The 19,143-nt window shown below is 44.0% G+C and carries 16 protein-coding genes and 1 tRNA gene; 11 read left to right on the top strand and 6 right to left on the bottom strand.

Annotated elements, in window-relative coordinates; translation table 11 throughout:
* Positions 1-355 precede the first annotated feature (355 nt).
* The gene (locus CMAQ_RS01265; protein ID WP_012185315.1) at positions 356-1,513 is read left to right on the top strand and encodes an alkaline phosphatase family protein; all 1,158 of its coding nucleotides are present in this window, start codon (positions 356-358) and stop codon (positions 1,511-1,513) included.
* A gap of 5 nt (positions 1,514-1,518) precedes the next feature.
* Here the strand turns inward: CMAQ_RS01265 and CMAQ_RS01270 are convergent, their stop codons facing one another.
* Positions 1,519-1,953, bottom strand: a complete 435-nt coding sequence (locus CMAQ_RS01270) for a metal-sulfur cluster assembly factor (RefSeq protein WP_012185316.1) — start codon at positions 1,951-1,953, stop codon at positions 1,519-1,521.
* A 200-nt stretch (positions 1,954-2,153) separates the two neighbouring features.
* Between CMAQ_RS01270 and CMAQ_RS01275 the strand changes: the two genes are divergently transcribed.
* Entirely contained in the window at positions 2,154-3,611 is a 1,458-nt protein-coding gene (locus tag CMAQ_RS01275; protein WP_156769808.1) for a dihydrolipoyl dehydrogenase, read from the top strand.
* Positions 3,612-3,619: 8 nt separating this feature from the next.
* Here the strand turns inward: CMAQ_RS01275 and CMAQ_RS01280 are convergent, their stop codons facing one another.
* Positions 3,620-4,471: an ARMT1-like domain-containing protein gene (locus CMAQ_RS01280; protein WP_012185318.1), complete on the bottom strand. Its 852-nt coding sequence runs from the start codon at positions 4,469-4,471 to the stop codon at positions 3,620-3,622.
* 54 nt (positions 4,472-4,525) lie between these two features.
* Here CMAQ_RS01280 and CMAQ_RS01285 point away from each other — a divergent pair, with 54 nt between their 5' ends.
* The 6 genes from CMAQ_RS01285 to acs all read left to right on the top strand — a co-directional run bounded on the left by CMAQ_RS01285 (position 4,526) and on the right by acs (position 13,017).
* Positions 4,526-5,977 carry a cobyric acid synthase gene (locus CMAQ_RS01285; RefSeq protein ID WP_012185319.1) on the top strand — a complete coding sequence of 484 codons (1,452 nt, stop codon included), beginning with the start codon at positions 4,526-4,528 and terminating at the stop codon, positions 5,975-5,977.
* A 53-nt stretch (positions 5,978-6,030) separates the two neighbouring features.
* Complete coding sequence (locus CMAQ_RS01290; protein ID WP_012185320.1) at positions 6,031-7,314, top strand: amidohydrolase; 1,284 nt, start codon at positions 6,031-6,033, stop codon at positions 7,312-7,314.
* A 921-nt stretch (positions 7,315-8,235) separates the two neighbouring features.
* Complete coding sequence (locus CMAQ_RS01295) at positions 8,236-8,535, top strand: ATP-binding cassette domain-containing protein (protein WP_012185321.1); 300 nt, start codon at positions 8,236-8,238, stop codon at positions 8,533-8,535.
* A gap of 465 nt (positions 8,536-9,000) precedes the next feature.
* Positions 9,001-9,756, top strand: coding sequence for a DUF1614 domain-containing protein (locus tag CMAQ_RS01300; protein ID WP_156769809.1), 756 nt, complete (start codon positions 9,001-9,003; stop codon positions 9,754-9,756).
* A 24-nt stretch (positions 9,757-9,780) separates the two neighbouring features.
* Positions 9,781-10,926, top strand: coding sequence for an N-acetylglucosamine-6-phosphate deacetylase (gene nagA, locus CMAQ_RS01305; protein ID WP_012185323.1), 1,146 nt, complete (start codon positions 9,781-9,783; stop codon positions 10,924-10,926).
* A gap of 90 nt (positions 10,927-11,016) precedes the next feature.
* Positions 11,017-13,017 carry an acetate--CoA ligase gene (gene acs, locus CMAQ_RS01310; RefSeq protein WP_012185324.1) on the top strand — a complete coding sequence of 667 codons (2,001 nt, stop codon included), beginning with the start codon at positions 11,017-11,019 and terminating at the stop codon, positions 13,015-13,017.
* Here the strand turns inward: acs and CMAQ_RS01315 are convergent.
* Positions 13,001-13,723 carry an HAD family hydrolase gene (locus CMAQ_RS01315; protein WP_012185325.1) on the bottom strand — a complete coding sequence of 241 codons (723 nt, stop codon included), beginning with the start codon at positions 13,721-13,723 and terminating at the stop codon, positions 13,001-13,003. The two genes, acs and CMAQ_RS01315, sit on opposite strands and share 17 nt — an antisense overlap.
* Before the next feature lie 124 nt (positions 13,724-13,847).
* Between CMAQ_RS01315 and CMAQ_RS01320 the strand changes: the two genes are divergently transcribed.
* Positions 13,848-13,922: transfer RNA gene (locus CMAQ_RS01320), tRNA-Arg, on the top strand.
* A 156-nt stretch (positions 13,923-14,078) separates the two neighbouring features.
* Positions 14,079-14,462, top strand: a complete 384-nt coding sequence (locus CMAQ_RS01325) for a PIN domain-containing protein (RefSeq protein WP_052290677.1) — start codon at positions 14,079-14,081, stop codon at positions 14,460-14,462.
* Here CMAQ_RS01325 and CMAQ_RS01330 read toward each other — a convergent pair whose 3' ends face one another.
* A complete protein-coding gene (locus tag CMAQ_RS01330) occupies positions 14,463-15,344 on the bottom strand; it encodes a fumarylacetoacetate hydrolase family protein (RefSeq protein WP_012185327.1) in 882 nt (293 codons plus the stop codon).
* Between the two features lie 285 nt (positions 15,345-15,629).
* Here CMAQ_RS01330 and CMAQ_RS01335 point away from each other — a divergent pair, with 285 nt between their 5' ends.
* Positions 15,630-17,387: an aldehyde ferredoxin oxidoreductase family protein gene (locus CMAQ_RS01335; protein WP_232203780.1), complete on the top strand. Its 1,758-nt coding sequence runs from the start codon at positions 15,630-15,632 to the stop codon at positions 17,385-17,387.
* Here the strand turns inward: CMAQ_RS01335 and CMAQ_RS01340 are convergent.
* Positions 17,374-18,300, bottom strand: coding sequence for a homoserine kinase (locus CMAQ_RS01340; RefSeq protein ID WP_012185329.1), 927 nt, complete (start codon positions 18,298-18,300; stop codon positions 17,374-17,376). The two genes, CMAQ_RS01335 and CMAQ_RS01340, sit on opposite strands and share 14 nt — an antisense overlap.
* Positions 18,282-19,061, bottom strand: coding sequence for a thioredoxin family protein (locus CMAQ_RS01345; protein WP_012185330.1), 780 nt, complete (start codon positions 19,059-19,061; stop codon positions 18,282-18,284). Before CMAQ_RS01345 ends, CMAQ_RS01340 begins: the two co-directional genes overlap by 19 nt.
* Positions 19,062-19,143: the final 82 nt, after the last annotated feature.

The raw sequence follows: 19,143 nt of genomic DNA on the forward strand, positions 1-19,143 counted from the left end.
TAGATCCGTATTACTTCGAAGACCCATTCCTTCGCACATACGGTATTATTACTAAGCCTGAGTCATTTATATATGATTTAGCATGTGTTTAAGACCTTATGATCCTCTTCCTTACCTTAAAGGGGTGGGTTACTTTGGGAATTCTATACGTTAGCCCCCTTGATGCGGGTTTAATCGCCTACTGGTTCACTTGAACATGGCCTTGTTTAGTTAACACTAACTAAGATTATTAACCCTACATATGATGCCTAAACAAGGGAGGTATCATAAGGGATGGGTCTTTAAGTATATAAGGTGATTACCTAGATTAGTGCAGTGGTATTAATGTTAAAAACACTAATGCATCCTCCCCATTATGAGTGTGGTTAAGCCTGATTACAGTGGAGGGAGTTTGCTTAACTTATCATCATCCATATGCGACTTCCTGGGTGTTAAGAATCAGCACCCGAGGCTAAGGAGTATTGATGGTGTTCAGGGTAGGAGGATACTGCTGCTTCTCATCGATGGTTTAGGTTATGTCCATTTAAAGCGATACTGCAGTAATTGTGAGGAGGCTAAGTGGCTTGGTAATGTTGAGGAGTTAACTAGTGTATTTCCATCAGTGACCTCAACAGTCTTAACAACATTATCAATGGGAGTACCCCCTGGGGTTCATGGTGTATTGGGCACGGTCATGTATGTTAAGGAGGCTGGTAGCTTGGTTAATACTTTAACAATGGGTTTAATGCCTGATGGGAGGAGGGGGGAGTTGAGGGATATTGGCTATGACCCTAGGGTTATCTTCTACGGTGGCTCAACAATATTTGAGGAGGCTAAGTTAAATGGATATAATTCACTGGTTATTACCCCAAAGGGTATAAGCGGGGGCTTATCAGACTTAATATACAGGGGTACTGAGGTTAAGGAGTACGTGAGCGTTTACGATGCCTTAGTACTAGCCTCCAGGGCCCTTGAGAATAACACCCTCGTGTACGTTTACATACCCACCCTGGATTCGATTCAACATGAGTATGGCCCAGAGTCCGAGGAGTATAGGGTTGCCTTAATTGAGCTACTGAATACACTAGGTAGGTTAATTAGGCATCTGCCTCAATCAACTACAGTAGTGTTAACTGCTGATCATGGTCAAGTCCAGGTTGGTCAGGGTGATGTAGTGAACTTAAGGGTAATGACTAGGTTACTGGATTCATTGTCAGTGGCGCCTTACGGTGAACCAAGGGCTCTTCAACTCAAGTTAAGTGACAAGTCACTTAAGAATGAGGTTAAGGATGCCTTATCCTCAATGGGTAGGAAGCTACTTATTTACGATTCAAGTGAAGTTAAGGAACTATTGGGTGGGGTTACTGAGTACACTGAACAGAGGATGGGTGACCTATGGGTTATACCACTCGACACCACTGCCTTAATCTACCTGTATAGGCTTAATGATGATAAGGTGGCTAAGTTTAAAGGTCATCACGCTGGTTTACTTGATTACGAAATGAAGGTTCCCTTATCCATAATAAACCTTTAAGTCAACTACGCTTGATCCTGGGGCTCCTCCTGGGCCTGGGCCTGCTGCTCCTGCCACTGCTCCACTATGTCGTAACCGTATATTGCCTTAAACATCTCCCTACCAAGTGGCGTCATCCTGAGGGGTGTCCACGGTGGATCGAAGACTACGTCAATATCGATATCTGATGCATCAGGCACGGCAGCCTGTATGGCTTCCCCAACCCTGTAGCCTAAGTCCTGGGAGAGTGGGCAACCCACGGCTGTTAGGGTCATTTTAACCTTAAGCTTATTCCCATCCTCAAGCGTAATATCGTATATTAGGCCTAGGTCATATACGTTAATCGGTATTTCAGGATCATAAACATCCCTAAGAGCCTCCACTATCCTCTTAACCTTCTCCGGAGGTAGATTAGTGGTGAAGTTAACCTCCTCATCAACATTAACGTTACTATTACTCATGACACTCACCTACAATATGCCATTAGTGTCACGTGTTTAAAAACCTTCCGGCATAGGCAAGCCACACTTAATCACGTAACTCACCCCCAGTGAAGACTACATGAGAAAGTGTTCAAGTCAAAAATATGAAATTAACATGAGGTAATGCTAATTTTATGACCTATTAGGCTTTATAGATATTGATAATGCCAACCCTATTCATGTCACTTGGAAAATATGAGAATTTCCCACCAACTGATGCTGAATTCGAGGATCCGCCAAGGGCTAGTAAATACGATGTAGTAGTGATTGGTGGTGGGGGCGGTGGGTATCATGGTGCCTTTGAGTTAAGTAAAGGTGGTTACAGTGTATTGCTTGTGGATGATAAGGGTAACCTGGGTGGTAATTGCCTATATGAGGGCTGTATACCATCTAAGGCTGTCTCAGTGTCCCTTTACCTACTTGAGAAGTTAAGGGGTATATTAAGCTCAGTGGGTAATAATGATGCTGAGAAGGTTAGGCTACTTTGGGAGAATTTAATAGATCATAAGGATAATGTACAGTACCTCAGGTATCTTCAACACATTAGGGAGATTAAGGAGCATGGTAATGTTGACTTCGTTAAGGGTATTGCTAGAGTTATCGATAATCATAGGGTAATCGTTGAGTCAATAGACGGCTCCTGGAGAAGGGAGGTGGAGGGAAGATACCTACTTGTGGCCACAGGTTCATTACCAATAAAAATACCCGTACCTGGCGCCGACCTGACCCTCGGTAGCCAGGAGTTATTCGGGTATAGGACTAAGTTAAGGAGAATCCCCAGTGACGTAGTCGTGATAGGTGGAGGCTACATAGGTGTTGAGGTAGCCTCAGTGTTAAGTGGCCTTGGTGTTAAGACCACTATAGTTGAGATGCTGCCCAGGATATTAAGCGGCTGGGATTCAGGCATAGTGTCTATGATTGAGGAGAAGTTGAGGAGTAGGGGTGTCGCAATATTAACTAACTCAAGGGTAACAGGCATTAAGGAGGAGGGTGGGCAGAAGATTGTTGAGTACAGTAGACCTGATGGGAGTGTAGGTTACGTAACCGGTTCAGAGGTTATAATGGCTGTTGGTAGGAGGGCTAACGTTGAGGACCTTAGTCAACTGGGTATTGTTGATAGGAATCACGTTGACGTTAACAGCGCCATGGCGACTAAGGTACCTAACGTGTACGCCGCAGGTGATGTAATAGGAAGGTACATGCTCTACCACGCCGCTGTGAAGGAGTCTGTGGTGGCTTCATGGAACATAATGATGGGTAGACAAATCTTCGAGGTTAACTTCAACACAATACCCATGACAATATTCACCGAACCTGAGGCAGCAATGGTTGGTTTAAGTGAGGAGGCTGCTAAGGCTAGGGGCATTAACTATACTGTTGTCCAGTACCCGCTTAGCGATGACTCATACGCACAGATCATAGGGGTGAGGGATGGCTGGGTTAAGTTAATTATTGAGAAGGAGACCCAGAGGATTATTGGTGGGGTTATTTACGGTGAGGCCGCCTCAATGATGATTAATGAAGTGGCGTTGGCAATAGCCGTTAACGCCAGGGTGAAGGACATTGCCCTACTAGCCCATGCTCACCCAACTATCTTTGAGTCAATAGATAGGGCTGCCATTAGGTACAGCCTATAATTGCGTACTCAATGCCCTGAATTTAAGTACCTTGAATGCAGTATTATGGGTTTATTAAACTCAACGTTAAGCATCCTTTGAAGCGGCTTACACTTAACCTTGAGTAGGAATAATGAATTGGGATGCCTTATACCAGACTCCAGGTAAGCCTCAAAATTACCCACACCCTTTGATATCACTAAGTCAGACTTCTTAATGTAATTATCGTAGATTGCATCACTCAGGAAAGCTGGGTAACGGTTACCTGTGTTAACAATGTTGACGTTACTGTCCTTAATCATTCCCCTAACGTAATCATAGGTTACGTCGGTTTCATATGGCTTAAGCCTAGTTACAACAGTCACCCTTGAATGGGTGGCTAGCTTACTAATTAATACACTATCCACAGCGAATTCACCTGCATTATCAACAACATACGTAACCTCCCTGGCACTCCTCATTATATTTGATAATTCATCCTCATTAATGCCTAACCATATTGGCTCCTCATTAATACTACGTATAAGCATGTCCTCATTAAACGTGTAATTAAACATCGGTACATCAACTGAGTTAGCGGCTGCAGCCACCTTAATCAACTCAACCTCACTGGCATTAATAATCCTAGGCACAATTACCTCCCTGGCTATCTTCTCATAACGATCCTTCTCACTGACGTAAGGGTCCTCTGAACCAACTATACTTGATAACTCCTCGAAGGAGTTAGCAAATGTCCTAGACCTACCGAGAGGTAGGTCATTAGCTATCCTCACTATTATCCTCCTAACTGATTCAGGATCAGACCTATTAAACTTCTTTAACTCACTAAGCCTAGACGTTAAGGCGCATAAGGTGCATTCTGCATAGTCTATATACTGCACAATGAGGGTTAGGGAGGTAACCTAAATAAAGATTACCTAAGTTACTCACCGCCAGTGAAGAAAAGCATCTACATTCTAGCCACACAGTCCAACAGCGGGAAGACAATACTAGTCACGGCACTACTTAGGTTGGTAAATAGGAGGAGTAGAGTGGCCTCACCCTTTAAGGCCCAGAACATGAGCCTAAATAGTTACCCGGCGTTAAACGGTGGTGAAATAGCCCTAGCCCAGGCAATGCAGGCCTACGCCTCTGGTCTTGAGCCATTAGTTGAAATGAATCCAATACTCCTAAAACCCATTGGAGACATGGCCAGTGAGGTTATCGTAATGGGTAGGCCAGTGGGTTTAATGGAGTACCGTGAATACAGTAGGAATCCACTGGATAAGTGGAGAATAATTAGGGTGGCATTGGGTAGGTTAATGACTTTAACCAACGGCTTAATTATCGGTGAGGGTGCTGGGAGTGCGTATGAACCAAACATTACCAATGATGTGGCTAACTTCAGGCCTGCTGATTACCTTAATGCAGATGTATACGTTGCACTGGATATAAGTAGGGGTGGAGCCTTCACGAGCGCCCTTGGGTTATATAATTCAGTACCGGTTAAGTGGAGGGAGTTGATTAAGGGATTCATTATTAATAGGTTTAGGGGTGATTCAAGGATACTTAATGATGCTGTTAAGTGGCTTGAGGAGAAGACTGGTAGAAGGGTTGTTGGTGTGATTCCTGAGATTAATGAGGCTCATTACCTATGGCCTGAGGATTCAGAGGCCATGGTTGATTTCGGTAATGGGTCAATTGACGTGGCCGTGGTTTCATACCCTGGAATATCGAATTTCCATGAATTCAACGTATTAGCCATGGAGGATGTACACGTTAGGTTCGTTAAATGGCCTGACTCCCTGGGTGAACCAGACTTACTCGTGCTACCTGGTGCCAAGAACACTGCATTAGCCATGGATTGGCTTAGGAGAAGTGGGCTTGATCGTAAGATAGTTAAGATGGCTGGTTCAACACCCATATTAGCCATATGCGGTGGCTTCCAACTACTCACTGAGTACATGAGTGACCCAACTGGTGTTGAGTTCGGTAACCCAGGTCACGTTAAGGGGCTTGGGTTAATTAAGGCTAGGGTGGTTTACCGTGAGGATAAGATCGTGGCCCACAGTAAGGCTATGCTTAATACTCTTCCCGAGAAGCCCATTAGGGGGTATGAGATACGTAGGGGTAGGTTAACGTATAATGGTGATGAACCAGGCATGATTATTATTGAGAGGAATAGTAACCCAGTGAATGAGCCTGACGGCTACTTTAATGAGGATAGGAGAATCTTCGCAACAAGCCTACATGATGTTTTAAGCAACCCTGAGGTTAGAGGCATTGTTTTAACCATGGCTAAGGGAAGCAGGGTAACAACCAGTGAGTACACGTCAATTAGCGCACTGCTTCACTGGATTGATGAGTTAGCCGCAGTTATTAACAGTAACTTAACCATTGACCTATAATTCATTAGTCCAAGCCTCAATACTATTTTAAGGGTAACGCAATAAGTTAATTCGTGTTATTGCTTAGGAACTGCAGATACGTGATTACGCCCACGGAGGATGGTGGTGTTAAGGTTATGGAGAATGCAAGCGTATTGATTAATAATGGTGTAATAGAGGGGGTTGGTGATGTTAAAGCCAGTGGGGTTGATGTTATTGAATGCGAAGGTGTAGCAATACCAGGTCTCTTCAATGCTCATACTCACTTAGCCATGACGATGTTTAGGGGGCTTGTTGATGGCTTGGAGCTTCAGGATTGGTTAAAGGTTATCTGGGGCATGGAGAGGAGGCTTACAGAGGAGGCTGTGCTTATGGGGTTTGAACTCGGCTTAATCGAATCATTAATGAGCGGTGTAACCGGTGTGCTTGACATGTACTTTAACCCAAACGTAATTAATCTAGTGGAGAAGTATGGAGTGAGGGTTTTCGAGGGACCGACATTCATTGATGAATTCGAGAATCCCAGGCTCACTGAGAATAGGTTAAGGAACCTTATAGCTGAATCACAGGGCCATAGCCTAATCAAGCCTGTATTGAATCTTCACAGCGTATACGCTAATAGTGAGGATACTTTAACGAGGGTTAGTGAACTTAAGGAGGAGCTTGGCTTAAGGCTACACACGCATGTTAGTGAAACCAGGTGGGAGGTTTACAGGATTAGGGATAGGTACGGTGCCTACCCTGTGGAGGTCCTGGATAAGTTTAAGCTACTCGACTCAAAGTCAATACTAGTCCACTTAGGTTGGGTAACCAACTGGGAGATTGAGTTAATACTTAGGTCACAGGCAACCGCGGTTCACTGCCCATCATCAAACATGAAACTGGCCACAGCTGGATTCTTCCCAATAAGGGAATTAATGAAGGGTAGCAACGTCACCCTTGGCACTGATGGGCCAGGTACAGGGGATTCCCTGGACCTATTTAAGGAGATGAGACTTGCAGTACTACTGCAGAGGAATAATTACTGGGATGCCTCAGCATTAACAGCTGAGGATGCCTTAATCATGGCCACTAGAAACGGCTATAGGGCGGTTGGGTTAAAGGGAGGCCTAATAGAGCCAGGTTACCTAGCGGACATAGTAATCCTCAACCACGAAGACCCCAAGGTCAATCCACTGAATAAACACAACATAATTAAAAACATAGTCTACTCATACACAGGGAGTATGGTTAAGATGAGTATCATTAACGGTAAGCCAGTATACGGACCACACAACAGGATTAAACTCATTAAAAGAACCAAGGAACTAAGCCAAAAACTATCGAATTACATAGAGAAATTACTAAACAACCACTAACACCTACGCGAAAACACATCCCTTTACTTCCAATCCCTCTTGGGATTTTCACCTGGCATATGTAATAGCAGGAGTAGGGGTCGTGGCTATCATCTTTCTAATCCCTTTGGGGATTTTCGGTTGCAGCCACACTCCACATGTTGATAAAGACGTATAAGGAACTTTCTAATCCCTTTTGGGATTTTCAAGGAAAGTAATGTCACAATAATTTATGTAATTATTGTTAACTTTCTAATCCCTTTGGGGATTTTCTGAGTTATTGGCTTTTTTAGGGTTTTTAAGTTTTACTCCATGGCTTGTTTTATTCACCATCAGCACAACCATTCCGCTATTCCTCACCCCCACATCCCTGTGCCGATGATAAACCATAACCACCCAATGGTTGTGCTAATTGAAAGAAATGAAGAATGAAAATGAAACTGTGCTGATGGTAATATATAGAATATATATTCAATAGCAAGGAGATAATCAACGAAACAGTGAGTGCCTTATTAGCATATGGTTATTCAGTATGTTTAATGGTCTAAAGACTATCTTGGTGATGTAGATGTATGAGTGAGAGTTGCAGGTTAATTATTATGATGTTGCATGGTTGGGGTTATTGATATATTGTAATTATGCTTCAGTAATTTTAGTGTGGCATTGTTCTTTATCCTGATTTATTCAACAGGAGATTTAGGTAGTGTTAATTATAGCCTTATTAGTTTTAACAGCATCTACTGGGTAAAGCAGTGCTCTATTGCATTTTGACCTATGTACTATTGGTAATGTCTTAAGGTGGCTTCATGGTTAGTGGGGGTTATTGAACTTGGTTTTAGTAATATGTTTAATAGATTGTTAATTGTGATTTTACATATAGGTATGTTGGTTCAGGTTTTGAACAAGATAAGTCTTTATATACTCTAGATTTCACTTTTCTTGATGCTGGAGTTAAGGGATGCTGCTGTGAAGGTAAGTAAGGAGGTTTTTGGTGTGGTTAATGCAACCATGAGTATTAATGATGGCATAGCCGTGGTTTTAGGTCCTAATGGTAGTGGTAAGACTACATTGCTTAGGGCTATTAGCGGTATCATACCCTATGAGGGTAGTATTAAGGTTGATGGTATCGAGGTTAGGGATGCAGTGGGTCTTTCGCAGTTATCCAGTAACCTACCTGAAATATACAGGGTAGCCTATGACGTCTCCGGTGTCTTAAGGAGCCTCAACATACCTAAGACTTGAACACATTAAGGTGTGAGGGGTTGATTGAAATTAGGAGAACCTAACAGTAATGGGTGTTAGAACAGTGGTTATGATAATGGAGCAGGGTAAGTTAATGGTTAAGAAATACATGGAGATAATGAGGAGGTTATTGAATAATGAATAACCATGATGCAGATCCCTAAAATAATAATTATGACTTAAAGTTACTAAGCAGGCTTAAGGGTATTAATGTTAATGCCTCAGTGATGGGTATGGTGGTTAAGGGTAGTGGGATGGGGAGCACTCATTAAGGGATCAATGCTTATTAATTATAGTGCGTCATGATGAATGGGTATTCATTAATTTAATCATTAATCATGGGGTTAGGAGATGATTAATATTGCCAGTGTGATTAAGCGGGTGGTTTTTAACTATAATCACAATGCACATGGCTTAGTCGTTTACCCAGTGGGCAATGCTTAAATCCCTTATTCAGTGGGCTTAGTGAGGACAGTGAGGGTTTTGATTTACTGGCCCTTTACTAGGACTAGGGGCATAATGTATGTTCTACTATCCGCTATAACGATACCCGTTTACATGTTTAACCTAGCTACGGCATTATCATTAATAGGGCTTCAGCAACCATACCCCATGGTAATTGGCCTATTGATTACGGTTGTTAGTTTAGCGATGAGCGCAATACATGTTGTTGTTTATGAAACCAAGACCACGGTGTATGTACCATCATTCACGTACCTGACATTCTTCGGGATGACCTTTAAGATACCCACTATCTCAACGCAATCAAGGAGGACAATGATATCCTTAAACGTTGGTGGGGCATTAATACCGGTGGCTGTTTCCATGGCTTTAGCCTACATGCTGTATGTAAATTACCCAAGATTAATCATCCCCATGGTTGCGTCAGTAGCATTGACTGCAGTAATGGTTAATAGGGTGTCCAGGGTTGTACCAGCCATAGGCATAGTGACGCCGGCCATTGTACCACCCATACTGGCTGCCTTCATATCATACATGACGGTTGCCTTCACTGCTAACCCCTACATATTCGTAACACCGGTGGTAGCCTACATAACTGGTGTCTTAGGTACATTAATAGGCGCTGACTTACTTAACCTACGTAAAGTCATAGGTATAGCCCCAGTGATTGCTGATATTGGTGGTGCAGGAACCTTTGATGGAATATTCTTCACAGGGATTCTTGCAGTATTCTACGCATCCCTAGTATCAACGCTTTAAAGCTGGGTTAAGTTGGATTAATGCATGGTTCAGCGTAGGGTTAGGGTGGATAAGCTATATACCCCAATGCACGTACTCCATGATGCGGTTCTCGTAGTGGAAAACGGTAAGGTAGTGGGCTTGGAGGAGGGGGGTTCCTTTGATGTTGATTACAGGGGTTACTCAGCCGCACCAGGGCTTGTGGATACTCACACTCATGGCTGCGGTGGAATTGAGGTAACCTTAATTAAGGCAACTAATGAATTAGGTAAGTTAGCAGAGTGCTACGCTAAATTCGGCGTAACCTCATTCCTCCCCACCACTGTTTCCGCGTCCCATGAAACCTTAATGAGGGTGGCTGGAGTTATTAGGCAGTATAAGGGTGATGGGGTTAAGGGGGCTAGGGTCCTCGGCCTTAACCTAGAGGGCCCTTACATAAACCCTAAGAGAAAGGGGGCTCAGAATCCATCAGTGATAAGGTTACCTAATGTACATGAGTTTAACCAGTACTATGAGGAGTCAGGGGGCTTAATAAGAGTAATGACCATCGCCCCCGAGGTTGAGGGTGCGTTAAGCCTTATTCAACACTTATCCAGTATTGGGGTAATACCCAGCATAGGCCACACTGACGCCGACTACGGCACAGTAATGAAGGCCATAACCCTAGGCGCCTCCAGGGCAACGCACTTGTTTGATGCAATGACGGGTATTCATCATAGGGAATTGGGGGCCGCCATGGCTTTACTGGATTCTGAGGATGTTTACATTGAGTTGATAACTGACTTAATTCACCTGAAGCCTGAAACAATATTATTCGCATTAAAGTACGCTGGCTTACATAGGGTATTAGCGGTAACAGACTCAATATCAGCCGCAGGCCTTGGTGAGGGGGAGTATGAGTTAGGGGGTTTAAGGGTTATTGTGAAGGGTGGTAGGGCAACCCTACCTGATGGTACATTAGCTGGAAGCGTATTAACCATGGATAACGCCCTAAAGAACCTAGTGAAGATTGGGTTAAGGCTTAGTGATGCATTAAGGCTTACTTCAACTAATCCAGCTCAATCAATTGGTGAAAGTAACATCGGGTGCCTTAAGCCAGGTTGCTTAGCCGACTTCATAATACTTGATGATGACTTAAGGGTAATGGCCACGTACGTTAATGGCTCTATTGTTTACGCTAGTGAAATATGATGATTTGAATAATAATTAATTATGTTACATTTGTAAATAGTCAATCAATTTGAGAAATATTTATAAGCATAATGTGAAAGACCTATTTTTATGTCAATTAGTGAAGAGAATCTGCCTTATAAGGAGAAGATTGAATTAAAGTCCTGGCCAAACTCCACGGATATAGATTCCTACAGGAAAATGCACGGTAAAAGCCTTGAGAATATTGAGGAACACTGGGCTAACGTTGCTAAGGAATTGGATTGGTTTAAGCCCTGGGATAAGGTTCTTGTGGCTGATCCTCAACCACCATTCTACAAGTGGTTTGTTGGAGGTAAGTTAAACGCATCATACCTAGCCGTTGATAGGCATGCCAACACTTGGCGTAGGAATAAGTTAGCGATAATATGGGAGGGGGAGCCAACTGACTCATCAGGTAACCCACTGGAGGTTAGGAAGTTAACTTACTATGATTTATACAGGGAGGTTAATAGATTGGCTTACGCAATTAGGAGTAAGCTCGGCTTAAGGAAGGGGGATACGGTGACGATATACTTACCCATGATACCTGAATTACCAATACTAATGCTTGCATTAGCCAGATTAGGGGTTATTTTCTCAGTGGTCTTCTCAGGGTTCAGCGCCCAGGCATTGGCGGATAGGGTAATGGATGCTAAATCTAAGGTAATATTCACCGCCGACGCCTTCTGGAGGAGGGGGAAGGTGGTTAGGCTTAAGGAGGTTGTTGATGAGGCATTAAAGGGTATTCAATTCGTTGAGAAGGTAGTGGTGTTTAGGAGAATGGGTCTTAAGGATACACCAATGGTTAATGGTAGGGATATTTGGTGGGATGAATTACTAAGCGATGTACCCATGAATACCTACGTTAAGCCCGAGGAGATTGAGAGCGAGCACCCACTCTACATCCTATACACCTCCGGCACCACTGGTAAGCCTAAGGGTATTGTGCATGATACTGGAGGCTACATGACACTCCTCCATGCCACAATGAAGTGGGTCTTCGACATTAAGGACACTGACGTATACTGGTGCACTGCCGACATTGGTTGGGTAACTGGGCATAGTTACATTGTCTTTGGACCATTAATGGAGGGTGTAACCGAGGTAATGTATGAGGGCGCCCCAGACTACCCAACCCCAGATAGGTGGTGGAGGATTGTGGAGAGGTATGGTGTAACCATACTGTACACCTCACCCACGGCGATAAGGACATTCATGAGGTATGGTGATGATTGGGTTAAGGGCCATGACTTCTCAACAATAAGAATACTTCACAGTGTGGGTGAACCAATAAACCCTGAAGCCTGGAAGTGGGCTTGGAAGTGGCTTGGGAGGGGTAGTGTACCCTTTGGTTCAACATGGTGGATGACTGAAACAGGGGGCATACTAATAAGCCACGCACCTGGATTAGCCTTAATACCTCTTAAGCCTGGGACTAATGGATTACCGTTACCTGGCATTGACGCCGATGTGGTTGATGATGAGGGGAAGCCTGTTCAGGGTAAGAGGGGTTACTTGGTTATTAAGAAGCCGTGGCCTGGAATGTTGATGACTATTTGGGGTGATCCTAATAGGTATATTCAGGTGTATTGGAGTAGGTTCCCAGGCATGTACTATGCCGGTGACTGGGCTATTAAGGATGAGGATGGTTACATATGGGTTTTAGGTAGGGCCGATGAAGTCATTAAGGTATCCGGCCATAGGCTTGGTACATATGAAATAGAGTCAGCCCTAGTTTCCCATAAGGCCGTAGCCGAGTCAGCGGTGGTCGGTGTCCCTGACCCTGTTAGAGGCGAAGTCCCAGTGGCCTTCGTTGTACTTAAGAGTGGGGTTAACCCAAGCCAGGAATTGGTTAAGGAGTTGAGGAATTGGGTTAGGACTGCAATAGGCCCAATAGCTGAACCAGCAAACATAGTCTTCGTCTCAAAGCTACCTAAGACTAGGAGTGGGAAGATAATGAGGAGGCTGCTTAAGCAAGTACTCATGAAGCAGCCCCTCGGTGATACAACCACCCTGGAGGATGAGACGAGTATTGATGAGGCTAAGAAGGCTTATGAGGAATTAGCCAGGGAGCTTAACCAACAGGGGTAAGGCATTTAACCAGCTCCCCGTTACATGATAAAATTAATTCAATAACCTCCACCACGCCATCACCATCAACACCCTTAGTCACGTAATGCGCAATACTCTTAATCTCAGGTAATGCATTATCAACAGCCACCGCTACATCAGCCATCTTAAGCATTGGTGCATCATTCTCCCCATCACCAATAGCCACCACTGCACTTGGCTTAATCAGCCTCCTAAGCATCCTAATTGCATAACCCTTATCAATGCCACTGGGCATTAACGCCAAGGTCCCCCTATTCGGCTCAACCTTAACATTATACTTAGCAGCAATACTTCGTACTAATTCACTCTCAGACGTGAAGAGGCTTACCTCACCCTCACTATACTTAACACCATTCTCCATCAACTCCCTCTTAATACTAGCAACTATACTTAACCAATTGGTGGGTGCAGTATTAATCCTTAAACCACTGGGGGTGAGTATTACTAGTCCATTCTCAAGGGCGAAGTAGGCACCTCTAATTCTCCCAATTATGGATTCAACATGCCGACGCGCCCCACTGGTTACAATGGCGAATTCATTACCAGCATTAATGAATTTATCAATAGCATTTACAACATGATCCTTAACAGTGAATTCATTAACCCAATCACCGGATACATTAGGCTGAGTCACCTTGCTCGCTAATGTGTAGTGGTAATCCACCGCGAGTAAAACATTATTCATTAATTAACCCCAGTTTAAGTATGCTTTTTAACCTTTGACACCATGATAATTACCCTCAACCTTATTAACCATGTATAACACCCACCATACTAACAGTTAAAAAGCCTGAAGCATCGGGTAATCAGGCCCCGTGGCCCAGCATGGATAGGGCGGCGGCCTGCGGAGCCGTAGGACCCGGGTTCAAGTCCCGGCGGGGCCGTTGAATTCTCACAGTTACTCCGCAACATCACCATGAAACCCACGTAGGTAAAAGACCAGGAAATAAGGCGCTGGACGCAGGTGTAATTTCGCTATGTGTAACTTAAGGGTTATGCTTCCCGCATATTATTAATAAACCCACTCCAGGTTAATGCATGTGGGTGTTAGCGTAGTAGTCTTTGATACCAGTGCCCTACTCTTAGCTGTAACGGAGAGGGTTGATGTTATTAGTAATGTTAAGGAAACTGTTGAAGACTTAATAATACCTGTGGTGACTGTTAGTGTTATTAGGGAATTATGGCTACTGTCTAAGAGAGGGGGAAGGAGAGGGAGGGCAGCCTCACTGGTGCTTGATAATATAGTACCCCGTTACTTCTCAATGGCTGCATTAAACGGTAAGGCTGATGACGACGTATTGAGTTTAGCCAAGGAAACAGGTGGATTCCTGGTGACTTGTGATTCTGAGCTTAGAAGGAGGGCTGAGGGCAGTGGGGTTCCTGTAATATACTATAGGAGGGCTTTAAGGAGGTTCACTATTTAATTACTCAACCTTAAGCTTAATAACAGGCGTCGTTAACGTACCTACCCCACTAATACTGATTTCAACAACATCACCATCCCTTAATGCAGCATCCCTACCAGGCAGTATCCCGGTGCCGGTCATTAGGATTGTACCATCAGGCACGGTGTTATTCCTTATAAGGTACTTAATCTGTTCATCAATCCTCCTCCTCATACGCTCAGTGCTCACCTCCCCCTCGTAAATGGCTTTACCACTCCTAATTATCCTTAGCCTAATTTGAAGCGAATATGGGTTCTTAACCTCATCAGGCGTAACCACGAATGGACCGAAGGCACAGCAGCCATTGTAGACCTTTGATTGAGGCAGGTAGAGCGGGTTCTCAGCCTCAATATCCCTTGCCGACACATCATCAATAATAGTGTACCCAATTACCTTACCACTGCTTGTTATCACAACACCTAATTCAGGCTCAGGGAGCGTCCACTCTGAGTCGCCTCTAACAGCTATTGGTTCACCATGCCCAACACACCTATTGGCTGTTGCCTTAAAGAATATTTCAGGCCTCTCAGCATCATAAACCCTCTCATAAATAGTTAATTCACCAATCCTAGCCACCTCACCCTCCTCAGAGTACCTCCTCCTTGAAACTTCATAACTAATCCCACTTCCCCAAACCTCAGGTGGGTCATAGGGCTTAGTGAACCTTAAACCACTACTCCTATAGTCCCTACTCAGTAATTGATTAACATCAATATTAACCTCAGCTCCAAGACCTATTACCTTACCATTGGCATAGCTAATAAGGGCCTTTACAGGATCAACACCGAGTTCAAACACCTTACCATCCACCACAGCGTATTGGAACGTTGACTCCCCGTTAGTTAACCTGAATATCCTCATATAAAGAACTCCGCTTATACATTTTTAAAGTATTGCACATCATTAGTCGTTAAATTCTTCGCGAAACCATGAACCTAGGGTACGGCACCTCTCAACGCTAACATAATTATTCGCAACCCTTCACTTAAGTTAACTAATGCAGGATCCAAGGCCTAACCCTAAGGGAATAAGAACCTAACACATGTAAAAAATAACCATTACGTATACGGTGTCTTAAGCGTGATGCAGCAACGTTTAAATACATAAAATGTTAAAGCCCTTATGCATGGTTATGCTGGACGTATCGTGCGTTTCAACTTAAGTAATGGATCCTTGACTATTGACAACGTTAAGGAATCGTGGGCTAGGTTATTCATTGGAGGCAGGGGACTGGGGTTGAGGCTTATAATGAGTATGGGGCTTAAGTTAAGTGACGTTAACCCATACGGCCCTGAGAACCCACTGATAATAGCCACTGGACCTTTAGGTGGTACCAGGATACCACTGGCCACTAGGGCTATTGCACTATTCAAGTCACCCCTCAATAATAGGTGGAACTACTCAACAGTGGGGGAAACATTGGGAGCCTACCTAAAGTACTCAGGACTTGATGCATTAGTATTAACTGGGGCATCCAGTAAGCCTGTTTACCTCATTGTATCTGATGGTAAAGTTGAGGTTAGGGATGCTAGGGAATTATGGGGATTAGACACTGTTGAAACTGAGAAAACGCTTAAGCGTTCCTTCAGGGACTCGGCGGTGTTAACCATTGGCCCAGCCGGTGAGAACAAGGTACCATACGCAGCCATTAATCATGAGGAGTGGAGGCAATTCGGTAGAACAGGCGGTGGCGCTGTGATGGGTTCTAAGATGATTAAGGCCATAGTTTTCCTACCTGTCTCAAAGAATGTTGACGTGGCTAACGCTAAGGAGTATGAGGATTTAGTTAAGAACCTTGGTAAATTATCAGTTACTAATCCTGGTGAACAATCATTAAGAAATGGTGGCACGGTCAGGCTCATTGACGTGGGTAATAACATGGGCTTCTTCCCAAGCATCTACTGGACTAAGGTGGTTATGCCTGGGTGGGAGAGGATATCGTGGGAGAAGGTGCTTAAGCCAAGTTACCTACTTAAGAATGGTGCATGCCTATACTGCCCAGTGGCCTGCCATAAGGTCGTTAAATCCAGTAGCGGTGGCTATGACCTAGAGTACGAGACCTCAATGGCACTTGGCGGGTTAACTGGCGTTAATGACCCGGAGAAGTTGATTGAATTAGGTGAATTAGCTGATAGGCTTGGCTTTGATTCAATAAGCCTAGGCAACTCAATAGCCTTCATAATGTACCTAGGGGAGAAGGGTATTGTTAAGGATGCACCCAAGTGGGGTGACTACGAGGGTATTAGGAGACTAATTATTGATACAGCCTACAGGAGGGGTTTAGGTGAGTTAGCTGCATTAGGTACTAGGGGTATTGGTGAGAAGCTTGGTGTAAGTGACTTAGCTATTCATGTTAAGGGCCTTGAACCAGCGGGCTATGACCCAAGGACCCTCAAGGGCATGATACTTAATAACGCCGTATCAGAAAGGGGTGCAGATCACCTCTGGAGCATGGCGTACTCCATTGATATAGCCGGTCAAGGTGGAGGCAGGTTCGCCACAGGTAGTGAGAAGGTTGCTGCGGTAATGGATTTTGAGGAGCGTAGTACGCTCTACGACTCAATGCTGTTGTGTAAATTCGGTAGGTACATATATGATTGGGAGATGATGCGTAATGTACTTAACGCAGTCACGGGCTTCAACTACACTATTAATGAACTTAAGGAGGCTGCTCAAAGAATAATAGTGATGCACAGGTACATGAATGGAACAACCATAGAACAGGATAGACTACCACCCAGGTGGCTTAAGGAGCCTGTTATGTATGAGGGTAAGAGTTACGTCGTTACTGAGGAGGAGTGGATGAGCATGATTAAGGAGTACTATAGGTTAAGGGGCTACGATGAGAGAGGTGTACCGAAGACTGAGACCTTGGTTAAATTAAGTATACTTAATAATGATTAATTTCCCTAGCCCCCTCATTGGATGGCTTAGTTAAAATAACCACTGGACTTAACCCAGCACTCATTAACTCGGTTTTAATCTCATTAACCTGAGGCTTCTCCTTAAAGAAAGCCGCTATGGATGGCCCAGCTCCACTTAATATTACGCCTAAGGCGCCATGATTCTCAAGCACACTCTTAACAACACCCCAATGCTCATAAGCCTTAACCCTGTAGGGCATTGCAACCCTATCATTTGTGATAACCCTTGAGAATAAGTCTAGGTCATTCATTAAAACTGACGCAACTAATTGGGCGACATTAGCCATATTCGCAACCACGTCGCTTAACTCATAGGCCTTAGGTAGGATACTCCTCATGAAACCGGTGTTTGGTTTAGAACCCTCAATAACCACCACTATGCTTAACTCAGGGAAGTTAACCCTAATAACCCTCCTAATCACTGGGTTGACAAGAACTAAACCACCCAGTAGTGATGCGGCTACATTATCCATATGCCTCACCCCAGCTGAGGCTAATTCACCGTAGGAGGCTAATTCAACTAAGTCCCATTCACTCAGGCTTAGGTTAAGTAACTTATTCAATGCGTAAGCCACAGCAGCAGATGTTGCACCACTACTCCCTAATCCACTGGCGGGTTTAATACGCTTAATAACCTCAATCTCAATCCTCCTCCTTAACCCAGCTAACTCAATAGCCCTAGTAGCCACCAAGTAGGCTGAGTTCCCATTACCCTCACTGGGTAGGCTGGAGGCGTATTCACCGCTATTCCTTATGAATACACCATCACCATCAGTTACCTTAACCTTAACAATATCACTTGGTGGATTAATGGCAAGCGCAGCAACATCAAAGGCAGGACCAAGGTTGGCTATTGATGCGGGAGCCTCAATAATCAACTCCTCAGTACCCAATCCGAATCACCCCTAAGCTCCTCCTGCTCTGAGGCGACCCTACTCATTAATTCATCGAAATGAGCCTTAATGTATGACCAAAGCTCCTCAATCTTACCCCTGAATTCATCATCATTAAGGCTATGAGGCACTAAACCAACCCTACTAACTGAACCCCTAACCATGGCCCAGTGGGCAATTGATTGAAGATTATAGTTACCTAACACATCAGTACCATTAACCTTACCGTTAAGCCAGTAAACCTCCCTAGTGAAGTTAGTGGCTATTACCCTAAGGAACCTCTCCTTATTATTCTCCACAATACTCCTGCAGTTACCGTCATTCTTAAGAATATCAACTAGCCTATTTAAATTACCATCACTGTAGGTGGATAAGTTAGTTATTGCCTTAAGGAACTTCACATCATTGGTGAAGGCCCTGCAGTTAACATTAATGTAGAGCCATAGTGCAGTGGCCACTGAATCCAAAACACCCCTAAGGAATCTCTCAATTAACTCCTCATCACTTAACATGACTCTCTCAGTATGTAGCCCAGTATCAAGAATACTCTTAAGCCTCTTAAAGTCAACAACACCCGCAAACACTAAGTCACCATCTATGAATATGCTTGGTACTGACCTAACACCCCTCTCCAAGGCTGCGTGAGGGTCAATGGATGTGTCGTAGATTTTAACCTTATCTATGAATCCCCACTGCTTCAGTAGCCTTATTAGGGAATGGCATGTTGAGCACGTTGGATGCACGAAAACCTCTACCTCCATTATTCAATCCCTTAAACTATATGGTTAAAAAACTTACTACAGTTAATTAATGAATCAACTATATATTCATATATACTGGGTT

Origin of the sequence: Caldivirga maquilingensis IC-167 (assembly GCF_000018305.1) — an archaeon.
GTDB classification, from domain to species: domain Archaea; phylum Thermoproteota; class Thermoprotei; order Thermoproteales; family Thermocladiaceae; genus Caldivirga; species Caldivirga maquilingensis.